The sequence below is a fragment of the Streptomyces sp. NBC_00310 genome, assembly GCF_036208085.1.
GTDB lineage: Bacteria > Actinomycetota > Actinomycetes > Streptomycetales > Streptomycetaceae > Streptomyces.
In genome coordinates, this window is sequence record NZ_CP130714.1 from 5968444 (window position 1) to 5991928 (window position 23485).

The 23485-nt window shown below is 73.1% G+C and carries 18 protein-coding genes and 2 pseudogenes; 14 read left to right on the top strand and 6 right to left on the bottom strand.

The window, feature by feature from the left end; genetic code table 11:
* Window positions 1–77 precede the first annotated feature (77 nt).
* Together OG202_RS26190 and OG202_RS26195 are read left to right on the top strand one after the other, a co-directional pair.
* On the top strand, window positions 78–290 hold the full coding sequence (locus tag OG202_RS26190) for a DUF4287 domain-containing protein (RefSeq protein WP_327728601.1): 213 nt from the start codon (window positions 78–80) through the stop codon (window positions 288–290).
* Between the two features lie 164 nt (window positions 291–454).
* Window positions 455–916 (top strand): annotated as a pseudogene (locus OG202_RS26195) (MSMEG_6728 family protein); the annotation flags it as partial.
* 233 nt (window positions 917–1149) lie between these two features.
* On the opposite strand, the gene OG202_RS26200 reads toward OG202_RS26195, so the two are convergent.
* A complete protein-coding gene (locus OG202_RS26200; protein ID WP_328223669.1) occupies window positions 1150–1437 on the bottom strand; it encodes a DUF2945 domain-containing protein in 288 nt (95 codons plus the stop codon).
* A 125-nt stretch (window positions 1438–1562) separates the two neighbouring features.
* Here OG202_RS26200 and OG202_RS26205 point away from each other — a divergent pair, with 125 nt between their 5' ends.
* Both OG202_RS26205 and OG202_RS26210 read left to right on the top strand, forming a co-directional pair.
* Window positions 1563–2267 carry an RNA polymerase sigma factor gene (locus OG202_RS26205; protein WP_328223670.1) on the top strand — a complete coding sequence of 235 codons (705 nt, stop codon included), beginning with the start codon at window positions 1563–1565 and terminating at the stop codon, window positions 2265–2267.
* Window positions 2264–3370: a CU044_5270 family protein gene (locus OG202_RS26210; protein ID WP_328223671.1), complete on the top strand. Its 1107-nt coding sequence runs from the start codon at window positions 2264–2266 to the stop codon at window positions 3368–3370. Before OG202_RS26205 ends, OG202_RS26210 begins: the two co-directional genes overlap by 4 nt.
* 157 nt (window positions 3371–3527) lie before the next feature.
* Here OG202_RS26210 and OG202_RS26215 read toward each other — a convergent pair whose 3' ends face one another.
* Window positions 3528–4973, bottom strand: coding sequence for a HAMP domain-containing sensor histidine kinase (locus OG202_RS26215; RefSeq protein ID WP_327728599.1), 1446 nt, complete (start codon window positions 4971–4973; stop codon window positions 3528–3530).
* Window positions 4970–5746, bottom strand: coding sequence for a response regulator transcription factor (locus OG202_RS26220; protein WP_328223672.1), 777 nt, complete (start codon window positions 5744–5746; stop codon window positions 4970–4972). The genes OG202_RS26215 and OG202_RS26220 overlap by 4 nt, the downstream gene beginning before the upstream one ends.
* Window positions 5747–5869: 123 nt before the next feature.
* On the opposite strand from OG202_RS26220, the gene OG202_RS26225 reads away from it, so the two are divergent.
* From OG202_RS26225 to OG202_RS26265, 9 genes are all read left to right on the top strand, one after another.
* On the top strand, window positions 5870–7075 hold the full coding sequence (locus OG202_RS26225) for a DUF3500 domain-containing protein (RefSeq protein ID WP_328223673.1): 1206 nt from the start codon (window positions 5870–5872) through the stop codon (window positions 7073–7075).
* Window positions 7072–8355, top strand: a complete 1284-nt coding sequence (locus OG202_RS26230; protein WP_328223674.1) for a HupE/UreJ family protein — start codon at window positions 7072–7074, stop codon at window positions 8353–8355. The genes OG202_RS26225 and OG202_RS26230 overlap by 4 nt, the downstream gene beginning before the upstream one ends.
* Window positions 8356–9132: 777 nt before the next feature.
* Window positions 9133–10215: a PEP/pyruvate-binding domain-containing protein gene (locus OG202_RS26235; RefSeq protein ID WP_327728595.1), complete on the top strand. Its 1083-nt coding sequence runs from the start codon at window positions 9133–9135 to the stop codon at window positions 10213–10215.
* A 70-nt stretch (window positions 10216–10285) separates the two neighbouring features.
* The gene (locus OG202_RS26240) at window positions 10286–12139 is read left to right on the top strand and encodes a PEP-utilizing enzyme (protein ID WP_328223675.1); all 1854 of its coding nucleotides are present in this window, start codon (window positions 10286–10288) and stop codon (window positions 12137–12139) included.
* Window positions 12140–12166: 27 nt separating this feature from the next.
* Window positions 12167–12877, top strand: coding sequence for an HD domain-containing protein (locus OG202_RS26245; RefSeq protein ID WP_327728593.1), 711 nt, complete (start codon window positions 12167–12169; stop codon window positions 12875–12877).
* A 32-nt stretch (window positions 12878–12909) separates the two neighbouring features.
* The gene (locus OG202_RS26250) at window positions 12910–15333 is read left to right on the top strand and encodes a SpoIIE family protein phosphatase (RefSeq protein WP_328223676.1); all 2424 of its coding nucleotides are present in this window, start codon (window positions 12910–12912) and stop codon (window positions 15331–15333) included.
* A 463-nt stretch (window positions 15334–15796) separates the two neighbouring features.
* Window positions 15797–17464 (top strand): serine/threonine-protein kinase, encoded by a 1668-nt coding sequence (locus tag OG202_RS26255; protein WP_328223677.1) that lies wholly within the window; start codon window positions 15797–15799, stop codon window positions 17462–17464.
* Window positions 17461–18561, top strand: a complete 1101-nt coding sequence (locus tag OG202_RS26260) for a hypothetical protein (RefSeq protein ID WP_328223678.1) — start codon at window positions 17461–17463, stop codon at window positions 18559–18561. The genes OG202_RS26255 and OG202_RS26260 overlap by 4 nt, the downstream gene beginning before the upstream one ends.
* A gap of 245 nt (window positions 18562–18806) precedes the next feature.
* Window positions 18807–20165, top strand: a complete 1359-nt coding sequence (locus OG202_RS26265) for a chloride channel protein (RefSeq protein ID WP_326580074.1) — start codon at window positions 18807–18809, stop codon at window positions 20163–20165.
* A 115-nt stretch (window positions 20166–20280) separates the two neighbouring features.
* On the opposite strand, the gene OG202_RS26270 is transcribed toward OG202_RS26265, so the two are convergent.
* The 3 genes and pseudogenes from OG202_RS26270 to OG202_RS26280 all read right to left on the bottom strand — a co-directional run bounded on the left by OG202_RS26270 (window position 20281) and on the right by OG202_RS26280 (window position 22604).
* Window positions 20281–21105, bottom strand: a complete 825-nt coding sequence (locus tag OG202_RS26270) for a hypothetical protein (RefSeq protein ID WP_327728588.1) — start codon at window positions 21103–21105, stop codon at window positions 20281–20283.
* 317 nt (window positions 21106–21422) lie between these two features.
* Window positions 21423–21572: pseudogene (locus tag OG202_RS26275) on the bottom strand (sensor histidine kinase); the annotation flags it as partial.
* 81 nt (window positions 21573–21653) lie between these two features.
* The gene (locus OG202_RS26280; RefSeq protein ID WP_328223679.1) at window positions 21654–22604 is read right to left on the bottom strand and encodes a transcriptional regulator; all 951 of its coding nucleotides are present in this window, start codon (window positions 22602–22604) and stop codon (window positions 21654–21656) included.
* Window positions 22605–22771: 167 nt separating this feature from the next.
* On the opposite strand from OG202_RS26280, the gene OG202_RS26285 reads away from it, so the two are divergent.
* On the top strand, window positions 22772–23485 hold the full coding sequence (locus OG202_RS26285; RefSeq protein ID WP_328223680.1) for an IS607 family transposase: 714 nt from the start codon (window positions 22772–22774) through the stop codon (window positions 23483–23485).

Sequence of the window (23485 nt, forward strand, 5' to 3'; positions counted from 1 at the left end):
ACTTCTCCCGCCTCCACCGGTCATGACCACGGAGTCGACGGAGTCGTTCGACCGGCCGAGGAAAGGACGCGACCGACATGACCGCACCTGTGAAGGGCCCCGCCGGCTACTTCCCTTCGATCGAGAAGAAGTACGGCCGTCCGGTGGCGGAGTGGAAGGACCTGATCCGGGCCTCGTCGCTGACCAGGCACATGGAGCTCGTCTCCTGGCTCAAGAACGAGCACGGCCTCGGACACGGCCACGCCAACGCGCTCGTGGCCCACACGCTCGCCGAACAAGCCGGCAGGTGAACCGCTCACGGTCGGGTTCGGGCGGGAGCCTCGGCGCGCCGGGCGGGCGGAGCGCCTGAGGGAACCTGAGGGAATGGGTGCCGTACGCGGGGTACCCGGCGCGTTGTCCGGCCGGCTCGGCGAGGCCGACGTGGGGAACTCCGTGCGGAGAGGGGCGACGACGCGTGCAGACCTTCCTGCCCTATCCAGGTTTCCGGGCCTCGGCGCTGGTCCTGGACCCTCGCCGGCTGGGCAAGCAGCGGGTCGAGGCCCTGCAGGTCCTTCGCGGCCTCATCCTGCCGGGCTACGGGTGGCGTCGGCATCCGGCCGTGCGCATGTGGGCGGGATACGAGGAGGCGCTGGTCCGGTACGGCCTGGAGGTCTGCCAGGTGTGGTCCGAGCAGGGCCATCGGGACAGCTGCGCGGCCACGCTGGTCGCCGACCTCGCGGAGTTCCGCCCCGACGCGCCGATACGTGACCAGCCGCGACTGGCGGCCGCCGGGGAACTGCCTCCCTGGCTCGGCGACGACACCTTTCACCGCAGCCACCGGTCGGCGCTGGTACGCAAGGACCCGGTCACCTACACACCGGCCTTCCCAGGCGTGCCGGACGATCTGCCGTACGTCTGGCCGGCATCCGACCGGAGCGGGGACTCGCCTTCCGGCCGGAGAGGCGACTCACGTGCCGACCGGAGCGGCGACTTACGTGCCGACCGGGGAGGTGACTCACGTGCCGGCCGGGGAGGCGACTCGCCTTCCGACCGGAGCGGTGACTCACCTACCGGCGGGAGCCACAGCCCCGCGCGGTAGGCCGGCACCGCTCCCGTCGGCCATCGAACGGCCCTCCGGTCTCGTGGGCGGGACGCGTCCGGGTGGACGCGTCACCCTTTCTTCTTCACGTCCCTCGTCACGCGAAGCGCCTGCGGTTTGTGTACGGCCCTGCGCCCGGACTTCTCGCTGCGGACCTGGTACTGCGGGTCCTGGGCGGAGGCGTCGACGGTGCGTCCGGCCGCCGCGGTCCTCTCGGTGATCTTCTTCTCGACCCTGCCCGTGGCCTCGGCCCCGTGACTCCTCCACGACACCCGGTCGCCCCTGCGCGGTCGCTGTTTCCCGGACACGGGACACCTCCCGTCGCTCACGCTCACCTCGCGAGTGCCCGGGCGAACCATGCGGAAACGAACGCCCGAAAGCGGAGGTGCTTCGATGGGCCGATCACGCGTGTCGGGTCGAGTGTGGCGCAGGTCACGGGAAGTCGGTGCGGGGTGCCGGACAGCTCATGGGTGTGAGCACTCATATGCGAACCCGGGTACGGGCCGGGGATTCGAGCGCGTTCGCCGAGCTCTTCGACGACTACGCCCGCGCTGTCTACAACCATGCCTTCCGGCTGACCGCGGACTGGTCGACGGCCGAGGACGTGATGGCCGCGACCTTCATGGAGGCGTGGCGCCTGCGGGACAGGGTCGACCCGGAGGGCGGTTCCCTGCGGCCGTGGCTGCTGGGCATCGCCACCAACACCGCGCGCAACCAGTACCGGAGCAACCGGCGGTACCGGGCGGCGGCGCAGGCGGCCGCGGCGGCCGAACTGTCGGTGCCCGACCACGCCGAGGAGGTCGCGGACCGCCTCGACGGCCGGCAGCGCCTCGCGCAGGCGCTCACGGCCCTGGCGTCACTGCGTCGTCCGGAGCGCGAGGTCATCGTGCTCTGCCTGGGGGAGGGCCTGGACTACGAGGCCGCGGCGGAGGCGCTCGGCATTCCGGTCGGTACGGTCGCCTCCCGCCTCTCCCGTGCCCGCAAGAAGCTCCGCAGGAAGGCCGAGGCCGCCCTGGCCCTACCTCAACTGCAAAGCCGTAGAAGGCACTTGGGAGGGGAGGCCGCGGCGACAGCGCTTGAGAGAAATCTCGGGGAAAGTCCCGGGAAACGGGAAGTCGGCAGCCCCCGCAGACAGACAAGAGGCGATCACGCACACGCGATCCGGCCCGCACAGGAAGGAAACCGATGACCGCGAACACGTCCCGGCAGAACGCTGCCGAGTCTGCAGAGGGCGCACAGCTCTTCGACCGGACGACGCGCGACCTGCCGCCGGGCCGTCACCAGTTCCACAAGGAGCGCATGATGGCCCAGATTCACGAGACCCAGGCGGACGAGCGCGCGGCGACGAAGCCGGCCGCACCGGCGAAGACCCGGCGCTTCCGGCTGCCGCGCCCCGCGATCGCCCTGCCCGCACTGGCCGCGGCCCTCGCCGGGGTGGTCGTCGTCGGGGTGGCCGCGTCCGGTGGCGGCACCGGGGTCGAGGACGGCGGCCTCGCCAGCGGACCGGCCCTGACCACCACCGTCGGCACCGCCACGACCAAGGGCGTACCGCAGCTGCTCGACCAGATCGCGCTCACGGCGGCCGAGGGGGAGCACCCGGCCGTCAAGCCCGGCCAGTACATCTACATCGAGTCCAAGACGTCCAGCATCTTCCTGAAGACCGTCGACGACAGGACCACCCTGGCCAGCCACGCGCTGCACACCCGCCAGGTGTGGGAGTCGCCGGACGGCACCAAGGGCTGGCTGATCGACCCCGCGGTCAACGACAGCCCCGAGGGCGAGACCCTGAGCCTCCCCGACGAGCAGGGCAACACCCCGCAGGCGTACCTGAACGCCCCGTCGTACGACTACCTGGCCAAGCTGACCACCGACCCCGACGCCCTGCTGGCCAAGATCTACAAGGAGACCGAGGGGGCCGGCAACTCCCCCGACCAGCAGGCGTTCACCACCATCGGTGACCTGCTCGGCGAAAGCTATCCCCCGGCGGAGCTGTCCTCGGCCCTGTTCAAGGCCGCCGCGAAGATTCCCGGTGTCGTCGTGGTCGACGACGCGGTGGACGCGGCGGGCCGGCACGGGGTGGCCGTGGCCCGGCTGGACGAGACCAGCGGTCAGCGCGAGGAGTGGATCTTCGACAGGAAGACCCACGTCTACCTGGGCGACCGCACGGTTCAGGTGAACAGGACCACCGAGGAGGGCGGTTTGATCAAGCCCGGCACGGTGGTCTTCACCAGCGCCATCATGAACCGCGCCATCGTCGACGGCATCAGGCAGACCCCGTCGCAGGACGGCTGACCTCAGGCGGTCTGTCGTCGGGGGTGATGGGTGCGGTCGGTCCGCCGGCGGGGCGGACGGGTGCGGTCGGTCCCGTCGGCGGGGCAGACGGGTGCGGTCGGTCCGTCGGCGGGGTGATGGGTGCGGTCGGTCCCGTCGGCGGGGCGGACGGGTGCGGTCAGTCCGTCGCGGTGGTCGGGGTGCGCGGGCCGGGGCCGGGGCCGGGCAGAAGACGTGACCGGCTCACGGTGAAGCCCACGGTGGCGCCGCCGCCGGGCCGCGTACCCGCCGAGACGGTTCCGCCGTGGGCCTCCGCGACGTCGTGGACGATGGCGAGGCCGAGTCCGGACCCGGGCAGACCGCGCGTGCCGTCGGCCCGGTAGAAGCGGTCGAAGACACGGTTGATGTCGGCGGCGGCGATGCCGGGGCCCCGGTCGCGGACGGTGATCGCTCCCCGGCGGACGCGCACCTCGATGGGCTCGTCGCCGTCGGCGTCGAACTTGGCGGCGTTCTCCAGCAGGTTGCCCACCGCGCGTTCGAGGCCCTGGGGGCGGCCGCGGACCACGCAGTCGTCGGCGTCGATGTGGACCAGGCGTCCGGTGCGCCGGTACACGCGCCGCGCCGCGCGGCGGGCGACCTCGGCCAGGGCGACGGGTTCCTCGGCCTCCTCGCGGCCGCCCGCCAGGGCCAGTTCGACGAGTTCGTCGACGAGGTGACCGAGTTCGCGCGTCTCGTCCTGGACGTCGTCGAGGAGCCGGTCGCGGGAGTCGGGGGACAGTTCGGTGACGCGGTGCAGCACGGTGGCGTTGGCCAGCAGGCTGGTCAGCGGGGTCCGCAGCTCGTGGGCGGCGTCGTGCACCAGCCGTTCCTGGGCCTCACGGGCGGCGGCGATGCGGCCGAGCATCCTGCTGAACGACGCGGACAGCCGCCCGACTTCGTCGCGGCCGCCCGTCAACTCCGGTGCGTCGCCGCCGACACGGCCGTCCGTGCTGACCTCCTCGGCGACCTCGGCCAGCCGCGCGAGACGACGGGTGATGCGTCCGGCCAGCAGCCGGCCCGTGCCCGCCGCGACGAGCATGACCGCCAGGCTGGCCGCGGCGATCTGCCTCTTCATGCCGCCCAGTACGTAGTGGGTCTGGTCGACCTGGACGGCCACCTGCAGGGCGCCGCGATCGCCGCCGAGCGCGGTCGTCAGCAGCCGGTAGGTGTGGCCGCCCACGTCGGTCTCGGTGGTGTCCGACCGGCCGGCCGGGCCGGAGGCGGCGAGGGCGCGCGCGGTCCGGGACACCGGCAGTTCGTCGAGCGGGCCGCCCAGGAGGGTGGGCGTGCCGTCCCGGGCCACGGCCTGCAGGACCGGCCGCCGCTCCTCCTCGTCCCCCGGGCCGGGCAGGTCCGGTCCGGGATAGAGGTCGGGGCCGGTGCCGTGGGTGACCGCGTCGGCCACGGCCTGCTCCTGCTGTTCCTCCGCCGCGTGCGCCAGGGCCGTGGTGGTCGACCTCAGCGACCGGTCGATCTCCGCGAGGACGCGGTCGGAGGCGGCGCGGTAGCTCAGCGCGCCGACCGCCACCGCCACGGCGGCACCGACGGCGGCGAAGGCGAGCGCGAACCGCGAGCGCAGACTCATGGCCGCCGCGCCGCGTAACCCACGCCGCGTACCGTGCGGATGAGGTCGGGTGCTCCGGTCTCGGCGAGCTTGCGCCGCAGATAGCCGACGTAACCGGCGAGGTTCTTCGCGTCCACGGCGGCGTCGGAGCCCCACACCGTCCGGTAGATCTCCGCGTGGTCCAGGACGAGGCCCTCGTTGCGCACCAGCAGCTCCAGCAGGTCGAACTCGGTTCTCGTCAGCCGGAGTTCGGCCGCGCCCCACCACGCGCGTCGGGTGCCCGGGGAGACGCGCAGGGACGCCATTCGCAGCAGGTCACCCGCGCGCTCGCCCTGCCCGGCCCGCGAGGCGGGCGAGGCCGGGGAGGCTGAAGAGGCCGGCCAAGTCGGCGAGGTGGGTGACGTCGATGCGGCGGGTGGCGCCGTCAGCGCGGCCCGGCGCAGCAACGCCCGTAGCCGCGCGAGCAGTTCGGGCACCTCGAAGGGCTTGGGCAGATAGTCGTCGGCGCCGGCGTCCAGCCCGTCCGCCCGGTCCGGGACGCCGGCCCGTGCGGTGAGCAGCAGTACGGGGGTGCGGTCGCCGTCGGCGCGCAGCACCCGGCAGACGGCCACGCCGTCGATGTGCGGCATCATCACGTCGAGGATGAGCGCGCTGAAGGAGTCCCGGCGGGCCAGGACAAGGGTCTCCACACCGTCGCCGGCGGTGACGACGTCGTAGCCCTCCAACTCCAGTGCCCGCTCGACGGCTTCGCGGACGGCTCGATCGTCGTCGGCGACGAGGACACGTTCCGGCATGCGCGCATCGTCGCACAGCGTTCTGTCAGCCGCTTCTCATCCAATTCCCGACTCGCTCCCGCCGGGCGCTGAGACCGCTCTTCCACGATGAGGGCTCCACCACCCTCACACCACAGGAGCGTCATGCCGTCCCACACCCGCCCCGTACTGCGCCGGTCCGTGGTACTCGCCGCGTGCCTGAGCATCGCCCTCGGCACCGTCGGCTATCTCGCCTTCGACCCCGGGTCCGCCTCGGCGACGGTCGCCGAGCAGGCCATCCCGGCCGCCGCGGCCCGCACCGGAGCCGGTGGCGCCAACACCGCCCAGGTCGTGAAGGCCGCGGACGCCTTCCTCGCCACGCTGTCCGACGAGCAGAAGGAGACCGCCCTCTACGACTTCGGCGACGAGGTGAAGAAGACCGGCTGGTCGAACTTCCCGGACGGCGTCGTCGACCGCAACGGCCTGAAGCTGGGCGACCTCACCGCCGAGCAGGACGCGGCGGCCATGAAGGTCATGGAGGCCGCACTCAGCAAGCAGGGCTACCAGGAGCTCGTCGAGATCCGCGAGGCCGACGACTACCTCGCCGCGCAGGAGGAAAGCGAGGAAGACGAGGACGAGACGACGCCCACGCCTCCCTCCGGATCTCCGACCGGCACCCCCACCGGCGGCCCCGGCGGCGGTCCCGGCGGTGGCGGAGGTGGCGGTGGCGGCGCCGACTTCGGCTCGGAGGGGTACTACATCGCCTTCTTCGGACAGCCCAGCAAGACAGGCGAGTTCATGGTCCAGTACGGCGGCCACCACGCGGCGTACAACATCACCTACGCCGGCAAGAACGTGACCATGTCGCCGACTCTGACCGCCGTCGAGCCGATGGCATTCACCTGGGAGGACAAGGAGTACGCCCCGCTCGCGGACAAGCGGGCCGCCACCATCGGCGCCGTCCAGTCGCTCACCGTCGACGAACTGGCCGCCGCCGAGATCGACGGCAGCTTCGACGACCTGCTGCTCGGCCCCGGCGACGACGGCCCCTTCCCGGCCGAACCCGAGGGCGTCCTCGTCAGCAGCCTCACCAAGAAGCAGCGGGCCAAGGTGACCGCGATGCTGCGCACCTGGGTCGACGACCTGGACGAGAAGGCCGCGGGACGGCTGCTGAAGAAGTACGTCTCCGAGTACGACGAGACGTACATCGGCTGGAGCGGCGGGAACACCATCGACAACAACGAGACGTACGTCCGTCTCGACGGGCCGTCCGCCTGGATCGAGTTCTCCAACCAGGCCGGCGACACGCCCGAACAGATCCACCAGCACACGGTCTTCCGGGACGAGACCTCCGACTACGGCTGGGAATGACGTCCGTGCGCCGTGTCTGCCACACCCTCCTGCTCGCGGCGTTCCTGCTGGTCGGCGGCCTCGTGTCGCCGGCCGGCGCCCACCCGATGAGCACCTCGGCCGTCCTGCTCGACATCCGGGACGACCACGTCGAGGGCGAGGTCCAACTCCCCGTCGACCGCCTGGCGATCGCCGTCGACCGTGACCTCACCCGCACCGGTGTGCTCGGCGAGGACCGGTCCTTCCTCAAGCGCTACACGGCCCAGCACATCGGCGCCGTCGGCGAGGACGGCGACGCGTGGACCGTCACGCTCGCCACCGGCTCGGTGCGGACGATCGACGGGACGGCGCACCTCGTCTACCCGCTCACCATCCGCCCGCCGGACGGACAGGTCACCGACTTCCGGCTGCGCTACGACGTCATCGTGGAGGAACTCCTCACCCACAAGGTCCTCGCCACCGTCCGCTACGACTTCGACCGGGGCATCCTCAGGGCGGACGACGCCGAGACCCTGGGCGTCCTCGACCGGGACACCGGGAGCCTGCGGGTCCCGGCCGGTGAGGGCTCCTGGCTGACGGGTCTCGCCACCACGGCGGGGCTCGGCATCGAGCATGTCGGTGAGGGCGCCGACCACCTGCTGTTCCTGCTGATGCTGCTCATCCCCGCCCCGCTGGTGGCGGCCGGCGGCCGGTGGCGCGCCTCGGACACCTCGCCGCGCCGCCCCGTCGTACGCGTCGTGCACGTCGTGTCGGCGTTCGCCGTGGGCCACTCGCTCACCCTGGCCCTCGCGGCCTCGGGAGCGGTCCAGGTGCCGTCCCGGCCGGTCGAGACGCTCATCGCCGTCTCGATCGCGGTGTCCGCGGTCCATGCGGTACGGCCGCTGGTGGCCCGCGGAGAGGTGCTGATCGCCGCCGGGTTCGGCCTCGTCCACGGGCTGGCGTTCGCCTCGCTCATCGGCGACCTCGGCCTCGACCGGGGATCGCTCGTGACCACGCTGCTGGGCTTCAACCTGGGCATCGAACTGACGCAGTTGCTCGTCGTCGCCCTGATGATGCCGTCGCTGGTCGTGCTGGCCCGCACCCCGCTCTATCCCGCGTTCCGCGTCGGGGTGGCCGTCATCGGCCTCGTCTTCTCGGTGTCCTGGACGCTGGAGCGCGCGACGCTGACCGCCGTCGACCCGTTCGAGGGCGTCCAGACCTGGCTGGTCGGGCACCCCCTGCTGGTCGCGGGGACGCTGGCGGCGTTCGCCGCCGCGGCCCGTCTCCGGGGCCGGGTGCCCTGGGCTCCGGCGGGACAGTGACCCGCGCGCCCGGCGGACCCGCTCCGCCGGACGCGCCCCAGCGCCGCGCGACCGCCCCGTGGGCCCGGCGGCACCTGTACCCCCGCGGGCGGTCCGGCGTGCGCGGCCGCGGGCCCGCGGGCGTTCCGGCGTGAGCGGCCGCGCGGCTGCGGCCGGGCCGCTTCGGCCGGGCTGGACGGCGCCTGCCGTCGCTGCCCGGGGCCGTCGGCGGCCTTCTCCGAGGCCGGGTGCCCTGGGCTCCGGCCGGAACGTGAGCCGCGCGTCCGGCGGATCCGTACGCCGGACGCACCCCTGGCGCTGCGTGCGACCGTCTCGGGTGGTACCCGTACCCCGCGAAGGCGTTCCGGCGGCCGCGGCCGCGCGGCCGCGGTCGGGCCGCTTCGGTCGGGCCGCTGCGGTCGGGCTGGTACGGCGCCTGCCGTCGTTGCCCGGGGCCGTCGGTGGTGGCTCCGAGGCCGGGTGCCCCGGACTCCGGCCGGAACGTGAGCCGCGCGTCCGGCGCATCGGTCCGTCGGCCCCGCCTCACGGCGGCGTACGACCGCCCCGCAGGCCCGTGCCTGTGCTCCCCGAACCCCTACCCCGCAGGCGTTCCGGCGGCCGCGGCCGCGCGGCTGCGGCCGGGCCGCTCCGGTCGGTCGGGCTGGTGCGGCGGCTGCCGGGCCGCTCCGGTCGGGCGGGCGCGGCGTCTGCCGGGTCGCCGAATGCCGTGGTCGCCCGGGACGCCGTAAGCTCGGTGGGGGGATGCCGTGCAGCCCTGCCCGTGCGGAGAGCCCTTCCATGGCCGACCAGTACACCGTCGCATTCGATTCCGGCGCCGCTCCGTTCACCGCCCGGGTCGGGGGCAAATGCGCCGCTCTGCTGACGATGACCGGCCGCGGGGTCCCGGTGCCGCCCGGGTTCGCGGTGACCACCGACGCCTTCGACGCCGCGCTCGACGGCGGCGGCCTTCGCGCGCGGATCGGCTCCCTCCTCGCCGGGCTCGACCTCTCCGACACGGCCGACACCGAGAGACGTGCCGCCGAGGTCCGTGGACTGGTCACCGACCGGCCCGTGCCGCCCCCGGTCGCGACGGCCGTCACCGCGGCCTACCGGGTCCTCGGGGCGGCCCAGGACGTCCCGGTGGCCGTACGGTCGAGCGCCGGGACGGAGGACCTGCCGGCGGCCAGCTTCGCCGGGCAGTACGACACGTACCTGGGGGTGCGCGGGGCCGACGCCGTCGTCGACGCCGTACGCCGCTGCTGGGCGAGCCTGTGGACGGCGCGGGCGATCACCTACCGCGCTGCGGGCGGGATGCCCGAGCGGGGGCTGAGCATGGCGGTGGGTGTGCAGAGCATGGTCGACGCGCGCACCGCCGGGGTGGCCATGACCGTGAACCCGGCCGACGGCGACCCGTCGAAGATCGTCATCGACGCCGCCTGGGGACTCGGCGAACCGGTGATGTCCGGCGAGACGACCCCCGACCACTACGTCGTGGACAAGGTGCTGCTCGTCCCCTTGAAGACGACCCTGTCGCCGCAGCACCACGAGCTGGTCGTCGCGCCGGACGGGCACGGCCTCCTCCGGCGCGCGGTCGAGGACGCCCGCCGCGGGAGGGCGTGCCTGGAGCCCGCCGAGGTCACCGCCGTCGCCGAGCTGGCCAAGCGCGTCGAGCGGCACTACGGCTGCCCGCAGGACGTCGAGTGGGTCATCGCCCGTGACGCGGCCCCGCTCCCGGACAGTGGCCCCCGCGTGCTGCTGCTCCAGGCGCGGCCCGAGACGTTCTGGAGCCGTCGACCACGCGCGCGAGCCGAGGTGGTGCCCGGGGCGGGCGTCTCCAGCATCGCCGACACCATGCTCGGACTCGGGACCCTCCCGACCTGAGCGACCCGAGCGACCCGAGCCCCGGGCCCGGCCCGGCCCGGCCCGCACGGGCCCGACGAAGGGACCTCGCATGGCGACCCAGCAGCGCACCCCGACCCGGCGGCACACGTCGTCCGCACGGCGCACGAGCTTCCCCAGCCCCTACGAGCAGCGGGCGCCCGAGGGGGCCGAGGACTGGCGGAGCATGTACCCGTACAACGTGCTCTTCCAGCCCGAGCGGCGGGCTGTGGAGGAGGCGAAGTTCTGGTTCTGCGACAGCCAGCACTGGCCCACGGTGCTCAAACCGTTCGAGACGATCGGCCCGGAGCTGTCGACGAAGTGCCTGGGGCAGTTCAACACCCGGTACTTCCTCGTGCCGCCCGCAGGCGGCCTGGAATGCCGCGTCCACCAGGGATACGTCTACCACCACCCGGTGACGGTGGAGCGGGACGAGGCGGCGGCGAGGGTGCCGGATTTCCTCCGGCGCGCCGGGTACTACTTCGCGCACTGGGACGCGCTGCTGGACACCTGGAAGGGCAAGGTCCTCGCCACGATCGGGGAGCTGGAGGCGCTCCGGTTCACCGAACTGCCCGACGTCCAGCCGTACGAGGAGGTCGAGCGCGGCGTCGGGCTGGACGCGGCCGACACTTTGCTCGGCGGGTACGACAGGCTCCTGGCGCTGTGCCACCGGGCCTGGCAGCACCACTTCGAGTTCCTCAACCTCGGCTACGCGGCCTACCTGGACCTCTTCCAGGCGTGCGGACAGTGGTTCCCCGGTATCCCCGACCAGGCGGTCGCGGCCATGGTCCAGGGCGTGGACATGGAACTGTTCCGCCCGGACGACGAGTTGAAGCGACTGGCGAAGCTCGCCGTCGAACTGGACCTGGACCACCTGCTGACCGTCCCCGGCCCCGGACGGCACACCCTCGACTCCGTCGCGTCGGCGCCCGGGGGCCGGGACTGGCTGGACGCCTGGGAGACGGCCCGCGACCCGTGGTTCAACTTCACCTCCGGCAACGGCTTCTACGCCGAGGACCGGTACTGGCGGGACGAACCCGCGCTGCCCCTGGGCTACATCGGCGACTACGTCCGGCGGCTGCGCCGGGGCGAGCACATCGACCGGCGGGTGAGCGAACTCGTCGCCGAACGGGACCGGATCACCGGCGAGTACGCCGCCCTGCTCGACCCCGCTCAGCGCACGGACTTCGACGCCAAACTGCGGCTCGCCCGACAGGTCTACCCGTACGTGGAGAACCACAACTTCTACATCGAGCACTGGTCCATGGGCGTCTTCTGGCGCAAGACCCGTGAGCTGTCGGCGCTGTTGCACCGGGCGGGTTTCTGGCCCGGCGAGAACGACATGCTGTACCTCACGCGCGACGAGGCCCGCGGCGCGCTGTTCGACTTCGCGTCCGGCTGGGCGCGGGGCAGTGCGCCCATCGGCCCCGACCACTGGCCGCCCGAGGTGGCACGGCGGCGGCGGATGGTCCGCGCCCTCGCGTCCCGGCGCCCGGAACCGGCGCTGAACCGGCCGCCCGCCGCCGTCACGGAACCCTTCAGCATCATGCTGTGGGGCATCACCAGCGAACGCGTCCGGTCCTGGCTGGCCGACCTCGACACCACCGGCGACCTGATCGGCCTGGCCGCCTCACCCGGACGTGCGGAAGGCCCGGCCCGGATCGTCCACAGCCCCGCCGAACTGGACCTCGTACAGGACGGGGAGATCCTCGTCGCGCCGGTCACCGCGCCCAGCTGGGCCCCGGTGTTCGGGCGGGTGCGGGCCACCGTGACCGACATAGGCGGGGTGATGTCGCACGCCGCCATCGTCTGCCGCGAGTACTCCCTGCCCGCGGTGACCGGGACCGGGTCGGCGTCCACCCGTATCAGGACGGGGCAGCGGATCCGCGTCGACGGCACGGCCGGCACCGTCACTCTCCTCGACTGAGCGCGCTCGCGCCGAAAGGAGACCGGCATGCCTCCCACACCGCTTCCCGTCCTCCCGCTCGCCCCGTCGCTGATCCCCCCGGCGGACGAGGTGCCCGCGCTGGTGCGCCTGACCGGGGTCGAACGGGAGATCTGGGACCGGGCCCTGCCGTATCTCGACGTGCGGGACAACGCCACGCACTCGCTCCACGCCTACGGCCTCGCGGACGCGCTGCTGGCCGCGGTGCCGCTGGCCCGCGCCGACGTGGTGCTCCCCGCGATCCTGCTGCACGACACCGGCTGGAAGACCGTCGACCCGGCACGCATCCTGCCCGCCATCGCCCCCGGCTCCCACGACCCCGGGACCGTCCGCAGACACGAGACCGAGGGTGCCGTCATCGCCCACCGCATCCTCACCGACCTCGGGTACCCGCCGGACGTCACCGCGCGGATCACGGAGATCGTCGACGGCCACGACACCCGGCGGCACGCCCTCAACGCCGACGACGCGGTGGTCAAGGACGCCGACAAGCTGTGGCGGCTCACCCCGCACGGGCTGCGGACGGTCGGCTCCTGGTTCTGCCTCGACGCCGAGCAGACGCTGCGCCTGGTCCTGTCCGTCACCTACGACCGGCTCCTCACCGGGACGGGCCGCGCGATCGGCCGGGCGCTGGCCGCCTGCGCGGGGCTCGACCCCGGCCCGCGGCGGCCGGGACCCACAGGCCGGGCCCCCTCGGCCGACGGCGGCCATACGGGTTGATTATGGGCATCACGGGCACCACGCTGGACGCTATGGACACGTCGCGCGTCCTCGGGCTGGTCGTGACCGACCGGCGCGGTCTGATCACCGGGTGGAGCCCCGGGGCGGAACGCCTGCTGGGCCACACGGCCGCGGAGGCCGTGGGGCAGCCGGTCGCGGAACTGCTGGGGCCGAACGTGTACGACGCCGCGGGCTCCGAGGAACGCCACAGGGCGCTCCCGGTGCGGCACAGGGACGGCAGCCTGCTGACGCTGCCGGTCTCCGGCTACCCGCTGGCCACCGACGTGGCCGGGCGTGCGACGGGGCCCGGTTCGATCCTGGTGATCGGCCCGCCGCCGGCCGGGTTCGCGGTGGGGGAGCGGGAGCGGGAGGCGTTGTCCACGTGGACCCTCGAAGCCTCGCCGCTGGCGCTCACGGTCTACGACACCGATCTGCGCTGCGTGTGGCAGAGCGAGCGGATGCGCCGCCTGAGCGGACTCTCCGACGAGGAACGGCGCGGGCGCCGCCTCACCGACGTCCTGGTCGGCCCGGACGCGGCGGAGTGGGAGGAGCGGACCCGGCGGGCTCTGCTGACGGGTGAGGAGCAGGCCGGCGAGGTCAGAGGCAGCCTCCCGGCGGGGTCCTCCTCCCGGGTCTTCGACGTGTCCGCGACACCGTTGCGGGACGAACGGGGCCGGACGCTCGGCGTCTGCACCACCGTCACGGACGTCACCCGCGCCAGCCGCGACCGGGAACGCGTGGCCCTGCTGAACGACGCGAGCGTCCGCATCGGCAGCACCCTGGACGTGACCCGGACCGGCCGGGAGCTGACCGAGGTGGTGGTGCCCCGGTTCGCCGACTTCGCCCGTGTCGACCTGCTGGAGGTCCTGCTCCGGGGGGACGAGCCCGCTCCCGGGCCCATCGCCGGGGCCGTCCGGCTGCGCCGGATCGCGGAGCTGAACCTGTTCGAGGGTGTCCTGGAGGCGCAGACCACCGCCGGCGACTCCGACGTGTATCTCGCCGACTCTCCCGCGGCGCTGTGCCTGGCCAGCGGACGCTCGGCGATGTACCTGACCGAGGACCCGGTGATCCGCGCCTGGGCGGCCCTGAGCCCGGCCCGGCAGGCGAAGATCGCCCGGTTCGGGACGCACTCGTGGATGCTGTTGCCGGTCAGGGCCCGGGGCACGACGCTCGGCGTGGTCATGCTCACCCGAACCCGCGAGACCCCCGAGCCCTTCGAGTCCGACGACCTCTCCCTGGCCGAGGACCTGGTGGCCCGGGCGGCGGTGTGCCTGGACAACGCGCGGCGGTTCACCCGGGAGCGGACGGCGGCACTCGCGCTGCAGCGGAGCCTGCTTCCGCAGCGGCTGCCGTACCAGTCGGCGGTGCAGGTGGCCTCGCGCTATCTGCCCGCGTCACCGAGCATCGGGGTGGGGGGCGACTGGTACGACGTGATCCGTCTGTCGGGCGAGCGGGTGGCCCTGGTGGTCGGGGACGTGGTGGGACACGGGATCCACGCGGCGGCGGCGATGGGGCGGCTGCGGACCGCCGTACGCACGCTCGCGGACGTCGATCCGACCCCGGACGAACTGCTGACCCGACTGGACGACCTGGTGATCCAGCTGGCCGCGGAGTCGGGGGCCGGCCGGGACGCCGATACGGCGGCGGACATCGGTGCGACCTGTCTGTACGCGGTGTACGACCCGGTGTCGCGGCGGTGTTCGCTGGCCCGGGCCGGACATCCGGCACCCGTCCTGGTGGCACCCGACGGGGCGGCCGGCTTCCTGGAACTCCCGGCCGGGCCGCCGCTCGGCCTGGGAGGGGTGCCGTTCGAGTCGGTGGAGGTGGCGCTGGCGCCGGGGAGTCTGCTGGCGCTGTACACCGACGGCCTGGTCGAGTCCCGGCAGCGCGACCTGGACGCGGGCCTGGAGGCGCTGCGCACGGCACTGACCGCGCCCGCCGGCTCGCTGGAGGACGTGTGCGAACACGTGGTGAGGACGGCGCTGCCGGACGGACCCGTCGATGACGCCGCGCTGTTGCTGGTGCGGACTCGGGCGCTGGACGGGCGGCGGGTCGCGGCGTGGGATGTGACGGCGGACGCGGCGGCCGTGTCGCGGGTGCGTTCGGAGAGCGTGCGCAGGATGGTGTCCTGGGGCCTGGAGGAGGCCGCGTTCGTGACCGAACTGGTCGTCAGCGAGCTGGTGACGAACGCCATCCGGTACGGCGTGCCCCCGATCCAGCTGCGGCTGATCCATGACCACGTGCTGACCTGTGAGGTCTCGGACGCGAACAGCACCGCGCCGCATCTGCGGCGGGCACGGGTGTTCGACGAGGGGGGCCGGGGCCTGCTGCTCGTCGCCCAGCTGACGCAGCGGTGGGGGACACGGCAGACCGCGACGGGCAAGACGATCTGGTGCGAGCAGGCCCTGCCGGCCGAGGTGGCTTCGACCGGGCCGAAGCCGGTCGAGGCGGCCTGACCGACACGGCCTGACCACGGCCGGACCGAGATGGCCTGACCACGGCCGGACCGACACGGCCGGACTCGCCGGCCGCTCCGGTCGGCCGGGCGCTCTGGTCCGCCGGCTGCTCCGACCGTCTGCCGCTCTGGTCCGTCGGCCGCTCTGGCTTTCCGGCTGCTCCGACCGTCTGCCGCTCTGGCTCTCCGGCCGCTCCGGTCCGCAGGCTGCTCCGGTCCGCCGGGCGGCTGTGGATCGGTCACTTTTCGGCCCGGCGCCCCCCAGGACCGGATGTGCAGGATGGCGCCGGCCTGGCCGTTTTCAGCCGGAGCGTCCGGATGGTCCGGCCGTGGAATCCCCGGAGCGGGGCTCCTGGGGGTGGCGCACCGCAACCACCGTGGCCGAAAGTGTGTCTCTGGGGGCGTGGTCCGAAGCTCCGGGGCGAGTGAGGTTTCCGGCAGCACTGCAGCCTTGGGGGGCTGGAATGAACACATGGGCGGTGCCTGGATACACCGAGTCGTCGGAACTGGGAGCGGGGGCGAGCGGGCGGGTCGTCCTCGCCGTGCACCAGGAGACCGGCGTGCCGGTCGCGATGAAGTACCTCAGCGAGTCACTGCGCACCCGGCCCGGCTTCGTCCGCGATTTCAGGGCGGAGGCGCGGCTGCTCGGCGGCCTGGAGAGCCCGTACGTCGCCGGGCTGTACGAATACGTCGAGAGCCCGGACGGCGCGGCCATCGTGATGGAGCTGGTGGACGGTGTCTCGTTGCGGGCCATGCTGAACGGTCAGGGCCCGCTCGATCCCGAGGCCGCCCTCCTGGTCCTCAAGGGCTCGTTGCTCGGTCTGGCCGACGCGCACCGCATCGGTGTCGTCCACCGCGACTACAAGCCGGCGAACGTCCTGGTCATGCCGGACGGAGCGTCCAAGCTCGTCGACTTCGGGATCGCGGCGGACGTCGGCACCAGCGCCGGAGCGGCGGGCACCCCCTCCTACATGGCCCCGGAGCAGTGGACCGGCGCGCCCGCCTCGCCCGCCGCCGACGTGTACGCGGCCACGGCCACGTTCTTCGAGTGCCTCACCGGCCACAAGCCGTACCCGGCCGACAATCTCGCCGCCCTCGCGCTGCAGCACGCCGACGCGCCCGTCCCCGTCGAGGAGGTCCCCGAGGGGGTGCGGGACCTGGTGCGGCGCGGACTGGCCAAGGACCCGCGGGAACGGCCCACGCACGCCGAGGCGTTCGTCACGGACCTGGAGACGGCCGCCGGCGCCGCCTACGGGCCCGACTGGGAGGAACGCGGCCGCGGTCGGCTCGCCGCGCTGGTGGCCCTGCTGCCGCTGCTGCTGCCCTCGGCCCGCAGCGCCCCGCACACCACCACGGACACCGCGCGCACGCTGCTGAGCCCGGAACGGGGAGACGGCTGGGCGCGGTCGTGGCGGCCCGGCCGGCCGGGGATGCTGGTGTCCGGTGCGGCCGCGCTTCTGGGCGTCCTCCTGACCTACGGCATCCAGCACACGCCCGGAGCGGCTCCGCAGCAGGCGGCGCAGGCCCTGGCCACCACCAGTGCCCAGCCCGGCGGGGCGTCGGCGGGGCCCACGGCTCCGACCCCGACGACCACCGAATCGTCGACGTCGTCCCCGTCGTCCTCGCCGTCCCCGACCTCCACCGGGTCGGCCGGCCCGTCGGCCTCGGACCCGGCGACCGCCGACACCGGCACGCCCTCGGCATCCGGCACCACGGACCCGGACCCGGCCCCGGAGACGACGACGCCCGGCGAGGCGACACCCGAGACGACGCCGACGACCACTCCCCCCGCCTCGCCGGCCGCCCCCGCAATCAAGGACGTCGTGGTGTCGGGCTTCCGGCAGACGGGTCCGACGACCGCCACGGCGACGATCGGCATCACCACGGACGGCACCGGGCCGCTCTCCCTCACCGTCTCGTGGTTCGCGGGCGACACCGGCGGACAGCTCGGCACCCAGGACGGTGCGGTCCAGACGCTGGAGCGCAGCGGCGCCACCCAGTACACGCTCACCGTCGACCACACCTTCCGGAACCTCGGCTGTTACTGGGCGGTCCGGGCCACGACCACTCCGGCCTCCGCCGACGGCGGCGCCTCGCAGCAGCTTCTGACCAGGCGGTGTGACCTCAGATGACCACTCACGACGACCGCACTCCCGCGTCCGCTTCCACATCCGCGTCCACATCCGCGTCCGCACCTGCCGAGGGCGGGGAGCCGAGCCGGGTGTTGGGTTCCGCCGAGGGCGGGGAGCCGACCCAGGTCCTCGATGTCCCTCGGGCGCTCGATGCTGCCGAGGGCGGGGAGCCGAGCCGGGTGTTGGGTTCCGCCGAGGGCGGGGAGCCGACCCAGGTCCTCGATGTCACTCGGGCGCTCGATGCTGCCGAGGGCGGGGAGCCGAGCCGGGTGTTGGGTTCCGCCGAGGACGGGGACCCCGCCCAGGTCCTCGACCCCACCCAGGTCCTCGACCCCACCCAGGTCCTCGACCCCACCCAGGTCCTCGACCCCACCCAGGACCTCGACCCCACCCAGGACCTCGACCGCGCCGACGAACGCGCCCCGAGCGTCGAACGCGCCCCGAGCGGCGAACCCGGCTCCGTCGACGCCGAGTACAGCGCCACCGTGCTGGACAGCCACTGGATCCAGAGACCCGAGCCGGACGCCACCCTCGTCGGTCCGTTCTCCACGGAGGGCCTGCCGTTCTCCCCGGAGAACCTGCCGACGCCGCCGGACCGCACCGAAGGCACGATGCTGCGTTTCGGCCCGGGGGTGACGGCCGCCCTCGCGCACCGCACCCACCGGACGCTGCCCGCGCTGCCGCCGCCGCCCCCCGTGCCCCGACGCCGACGACTGCGCCGGCACGCCCTGCCCGCGCTGGTGCTGATCTCCGTCATGGCCCTCCTCGCCTGGCAGCGCCTCGGGCCGTCCGTCGCGGTGCGGACGGCGGCGGTCACGGCCCGGCCGACGGTCCTGGGCTGCGGTGACACAGCGGACATCGTCGGTCTCGTCACCACGAACGGCAGGCCGGGCACGTTCTCCTACCGCTGGATCCGAAGCGACGGCACCGCCTCGGGCGTGCTGCGCGAAGTGGTGGTCCGGGGCCAGAGACAGGCGCGTCTGCACCTGCTGTGGACCTTCCAGGGCCAGGGCCGGTACGCGGCGCAGGTCGAGTTGCGCATCCTTTCCCCCACCGACCGCACCTTCACCACCCACCTCACCTACCGATGCCCCTGACCGGACCGGACTCGCCGTGGAAGGCCCCAAAAGGGTTGTAGGAGGGGCGTTGGACGGGGTCCGGAGACGTATCGCAGTGACACGCAGACACGCATGGGCGGCGTCGACGTGCCCGCGTGAGAACGGCGTGCCAGGCTCGAATCCGTGCCGCCGGACCAGGCGGCGGCGTCTTCCGGATTTCCGGGTTCGCCGAAAGCAGCCGGTGAGACCCCGACGGGGTCCGCATTCGCGAGGAGGCAATGCGCATGCCGGTTGCCACGACCGGGTCCGAGGCCCCGTCGCCGCTCCCGGACCCGATGACGCTGCTTCGGAGCCGCGCGTACCTGGTGCTTCTGCTGATGGCCGCGCTGATCGGCGGGCCGGTGTCCGCGGCGGCGTTCGGCTTCCTCGCGCTGGTCGGGGAGGTCCAGCCGCTGCTCTACACGGATCTGCCCAAGTCGCTGGGGTTCGACGGAACGCCCTCCTGGTGGCCGCTGCCGCTGCTCGCCGTAGGGGGGCTGCTCGTGGCACTGACGATCCAGTACCTGCCGGGACACGGCGGCCATGAACCGACGGACGGGTTCAAGCCCGGCGGCACGCCCACCCCCATCGAGCTGCCCGGCATCTTCGCCGCCGCCCTGGCGACGCTCTGTTTCGCCGCCGTCCTCGGACCCGAGGCACCTCTGCTGGCGCTCGGCGGCGGGCTCGCCGCCGGCGCCGTGCGGATGGTCAAGCGCGACCCCCCGAAGCAGATGATCGAGGTGCTGGGCGCGGCGGGCAGCTTCGCGGCCGTCAGCTCGTTGCTGGGATCCCCCCTGCTGGGAGCGTTCCTCCTGATGGAGGCCTCGGGGTTGGGCGGGCCGATGATGGCGCTGGTGTTGGTGCCCGGCCTGCTGGCCGCGGGCATCGGCGCGCTCATCTTCGTCGGGCTGGGATCCTGGACCGGGCTGGGCACCTACTCGCTGACCCTGCACGACGTACCCGAGGCCACGTCCCCGACCGTGGCGGAATTCGGGTGGGCTCTGGTCATCGGAGTGTCGGCCGCACTCGCCGGTGCGGGAATCCGGTGGCTCGCCGTCCGGCTCAGGACGCACGTCGAGAGGCGACGGGTGCCGGCCACGGTGGTCATCGGCCTGGTCGTGGCGGGGCTGGCGATCGGTTACGCGGAGGGCACCGGCAAAGCGGCGAGCGACGTGTTGTACTCGGGGCAGTCGGCGCTGGATCCGCTCCTCACGCACCACGCCGCGTACTCGGTGGGAGCGTTGTCGCTGCTGGTGGTGTGCAAGGGCCTGGCCTACTGCACCTCGCTCAGCGCTTTCAGGGGAGGCCCGATCTTTCCCGCGATGTTCGTGGGAGCGGCGGGCGGCATCCTGTTCTCCCACCTGCCGGGGCTCAGCCTGGTAGCGGGGTTCGCGATGGGTATCGGAGCGATGGGCACGGCGATGCTGAGACTTCCGCTGGTCTCCGTCCTGCTGGCCACCCTCCTGCTCGGGGCACAGGGGCTGACCGTCATGCCGCTGGTGATCGTCGCGGTCGTGGTCTCGTACGTCACGACGGCGAGACTCACCGTTCCTCCGGCCCCCGGAGCCGGGGCGACGACCGAGGCCGGGCCACGGCAGCCGTGAGCCCGACGGGAGCCTCCCTCCGCCGCCATGACTCGGCTCCGCGCCCGTCCGGCAGGGTGGTGGACGGCCCCGCATCGGGCGCGGGGCCATCCACCGGCTCGCCGTGGGGTGTGGCTCAGTGGTCGTCGCGGATGGTGGTCGCGATGCCGTTGCTGATCACGACCTCGGCGCTGAAGCCCTTCTTGGCGGCCGTCTCCAGTTGGGCCTCGGTGCACTCGATGCCACCCTCGCCGCCCTGACCCGTGTTCACGGCGTCGCAGATGTCGTCGTAACCCCAGATCTCGGTGTCCTCGGCGACGAGGAACTGCTGCTCGACGCCCTTCATGTCGGAGACGGTGTACTTGCCCGGTGCCAGGTAGGAGACGTTGCCGAACCAGGTGCCGTTGACGCCCTTGCCCTTGTTGATGTCCTCGACGACGGTCTCGCGGGAGCCGGAGTCGTCGCCGGAGCCACTGTCGGAGTCGCTGCCGGAGCCCGAGCCCGAGCCGGTGCCGGTGTCCTGCTGCGCGCTACGGCGTTCGGTCACGAGGGTCGCGATGCCCTTCTTCATCTCCACGTCGGCGTTCACGGCGTTCTTCTTGACGGCCGACTCCAGCTGGTCCAGCGTGCAGGGCGCGTCCACCTTGGCCCCCGCCTCGCCGCATATCGTGCCGGCGCCGTAGACCTCGGTGTCCTCGGCGACCCAGAACTGCTGGTCCTGCTTGCCCGGCACGGACACGATGTACTTGCCCGGGGCGAGATAGGTGACCTCGCCGTTCTTGAACGTGCCGCTGACGCCCTTGGAGTTCTTGGAGTCCGCTGCCTTCTCCGCGACGGCCGCCTTGTCCGCTCCGCTCGTGCCGGACGAGTCGGTGTCGGTGCCGTTCTGGCACGCCGTCATCAGCAGCCCGGCGGTGATCGCGGCGGTGGCGACGACGGCCCTGCGCAGGTGGCGGTTCATCAGAGGAGGTTCCTTCCGAGGTGGGGGTGGTGCGGGTAGGAGGGAGTCGGCGGCGTTTCCACCGGCTCCCCGGTCCTGCACTGCGTAAGACACTGATGAGGAGGGGCCCCAGAGCCCCGAGGTCACGCCCGTCCGTCCTTCAGGACACCGCCGTAGCGACACCGTTACACGGCAACACATCGGCTGTGGACGGCGGTTCGTCGACGCGCCGCCTTGCGCCACGGCCGGCACCGGGGAGTGGACCGGGGGCCGGCGAGCCGCTCTCCCGCCTCCTCGTCCGCTTTCCCGTGCGCGGCGTTCGCCGAAGCGCCGCCGTGCGTGGGGCCGCCGGGCGGGCCGGCCAGGGAGAGGGTGCCGTCGTGCGCCGCGATCCGGCGGCGGATGCCGGTGAGTCCGGAGCCGCCGTCCGCGTCCGCGTCCGCGCCGCCCCGGCCGTCGTCCTCGACGCACAGGCGAAGGCGCCCGCCACTGCTCCACGGCGGTCTGCGCCAGCGGCTGCGCGGTGACGGCGACGGTGGCGGTCGCGGTCGCGGCGCCGTTGACCCCGCTCAGCTCGCGATCGGGGTCCAGCCGTCGTGCGCGTACCAGTAGTGGGGCAGGCCCTTGGTGCCGCTGGTGCGGAACGGCAGGCCGTGGTCGTCGATGCGCTCGGTGCCGGTACGCCCCTGCGAGGACCAGTCGAGCTCCAGATACCAGCGGCAGTCGCAGTCGACGGTCCGGGCGTCGACCATCAGCACCTCGGGATCCTTCGCGGACACCTGGTAGGGCATGCGCTTCGCCGGGGTGCCCGTTCCGTCCTCGGGGCCCTGGACCGAGCGGGCGATCGGCCGGTCCATGTCCAGATCCACGGCGAACGAGCGGGGGTCCAGGTCGCCGCCGCAGCCCTGGCCCGTGAAATAGACGGTGCCCTTCACCGGGGCGGCCCGTCCCACGACGCGGACCCGCAGCGCCTTCAGGACGACGGCCGCGTCCGTCCGCCCCTGCACGGAGATGTCCACGAGTGTCTGGCCGCCGTGTACCGCGCCCTGTGTACGCGCCCACGGGGTGGCGTCCTGCGGGGCCGGGGGAGGCGGTACCCGCTGGGGCGCCTTGTCGATGACGTAGTCGTGATCGCAACCGGACGCCCAGAGCTGGGAGTTCACGGTCCAGGTGAGGGGCGGGACGGCGGGGACGGCCTTGGCGGAGGGGCTCTTGGACGGGCTCGACGAGTGGTCGTCCGCGGCGGGAGCCTTCGCCGAGGGCGAGCCGGTCGGCCTGCTGTGCGTGGCGGAGGCGGAGGTGGGTGCGGACGGTGACGGGGAGCCGTGCCGTGCGCCCGCGGTCGTCGTGCCGGACACCTGGTCGGTGCCGTTGGCCGAGGAGCGCCCGGACGGCAGGGCCGACAGGCTGCCCAGGGTGGCGACCAGCGCGGTCACCAGAGCCGCCGTGACCGCGACGCGGTGTCTGTACCAGGGCTTTCGCGAGGCGGGGCGCGACGCCTCGTCGTGCTCGCGCGACAAGCCGGGGAGGGTCTTCAACTGTCGGGGTTTTTGCTTAGGGATCCTTGTGGATGCTGCATAGCAGAGCGTGTATGGATCTGTGGGTGATTCCCCCCTGCTTCCAGCGATGGTGTGATGTCGTGCCGGTTTGGGGTGGTGGGTGTGTGTGGGGCCGTAGGTTCCTCGGCATGGAACTTCTTCGGTTGGCGGTGGCTGCGCGGCGGGTGGGTGTGCATCCGGGCACGCTGCGGCTATGGGCCAACGAGGGCAGGGTTGCGGTGGTGTGGGTGGGGCGTGAACGGCGCTTCTCCAGTGAGGCGTTGGACGCTCTGACCGGCTGCCCGGATACGGCCGGGCGGCGTGAGGCTCTGTATGTGCGGGTTTCGGGCAGCAGCGGGCAGGGGTCTTCGCTGGCCGCGCAGGAGGCCGAACTGCGGGCAACCGCTTCGGGGGTGGTGGTCGCGGTCTTCAAAGACCGTGCTTCGGGGCTGCGGGAGTCACGGCCGGGGCTTGACCGGCTGGTGAAACGGGCCGCGAAGGGGGAGTTCACCCATGTGCGGGTCACGCACGGGGACCGGTTGGCCCGGTTCGGTGCGGGCTGGTTGATCCAGGTTCTGGCTCATCATCGCGTTACGGTCGAGGTGTTGCATTCCAAGGGAGCGGCCGGGGGGATGGAGGAACTGCTGGACGATTTCATGTCGCTGGTGGCCACCTTCGCCGGCCGCATGTACGGGATGCGCTCGCGTGAGGCGCGTCGACGGCTTCTGGACGAAGCCGGGGGCCGCATGAAGCAGCCTGTCCTCGGAGCCGGAGCCGGAGCCGGAGCCGGAGCCGGACCCGGAGCCGGAGCCGGAGCGGGAGCGGGAGCGGGAGCCGGTGTTGCGGGTGAGGTGCGTGGCTAG

Bases quoted from the DNA above. Each gene is read 5' to 3' on its own strand.
- OG202_RS26190 (WP_327728601.1), top strand. From the start codon at position 78: ATGACCGCACCTGTGAAGGGCCCCGCCGGCTACTTCCCTTCGATCGAG.
- OG202_RS26200 (WP_328223669.1), bottom strand. From the start codon at position 1,437: ATGGTTCGCCCGGGCACTCGCGAGGTGAGCGTGAGCGACGGGAGGTGT.
- OG202_RS26205 (WP_328223670.1), top strand. From the start codon at position 1,563: ATGCGAACCCGGGTACGGGCCGGGGATTCGAGCGCGTTCGCCGAGCTC.
- OG202_RS26210 (WP_328223671.1), top strand. From the start codon at position 2,264: ATGACCGCGAACACGTCCCGGCAGAACGCTGCCGAGTCTGCAGAGGGC.
- OG202_RS26215 (WP_327728599.1), bottom strand. From the start codon at position 4,973: ATGAGTCTGCGCTCGCGGTTCGCGCTCGCCTTCGCCGCCGTCGGTGCC.
- OG202_RS26220 (WP_328223672.1), bottom strand. From the start codon at position 5,746: ATGCCGGAACGTGTCCTCGTCGCCGACGACGATCGAGCCGTCCGCGAA.
- OG202_RS26225 (WP_328223673.1), top strand. From the start codon at position 5,870: ATGCCGTCCCACACCCGCCCCGTACTGCGCCGGTCCGTGGTACTCGCC.
- OG202_RS26230 (WP_328223674.1), top strand. From the start codon at position 7,072: ATGACGTCCGTGCGCCGTGTCTGCCACACCCTCCTGCTCGCGGCGTTC.
- OG202_RS26235 (WP_327728595.1), top strand. From the start codon at position 9,133: ATGGCCGACCAGTACACCGTCGCATTCGATTCCGGCGCCGCTCCGTTC.
- OG202_RS26240 (WP_328223675.1), top strand. From the start codon at position 10,286: ATGGCGACCCAGCAGCGCACCCCGACCCGGCGGCACACGTCGTCCGCA.
- OG202_RS26245 (WP_327728593.1), top strand. From the start codon at position 12,167: ATGCCTCCCACACCGCTTCCCGTCCTCCCGCTCGCCCCGTCGCTGATC.
- OG202_RS26250 (WP_328223676.1), top strand. From the start codon at position 12,910: ATGGACACGTCGCGCGTCCTCGGGCTGGTCGTGACCGACCGGCGCGGT.
- OG202_RS26255 (WP_328223677.1), top strand. From the start codon at position 15,797: ATGAACACATGGGCGGTGCCTGGATACACCGAGTCGTCGGAACTGGGA.
- OG202_RS26260 (WP_328223678.1), top strand. From the start codon at position 17,461: ATGACCACTCACGACGACCGCACTCCCGCGTCCGCTTCCACATCCGCG.
- OG202_RS26265 (WP_326580074.1), top strand. From the start codon at position 18,807: ATGCCGGTTGCCACGACCGGGTCCGAGGCCCCGTCGCCGCTCCCGGAC.
- OG202_RS26270 (WP_327728588.1), bottom strand. From the start codon at position 21,105: ATGAACCGCCACCTGCGCAGGGCCGTCGTCGCCACCGCCGCGATCACC.
- OG202_RS26285 (WP_328223680.1), top strand. From the start codon at position 22,772: ATGGAACTTCTTCGGTTGGCGGTGGCTGCGCGGCGGGTGGGTGTGCAT.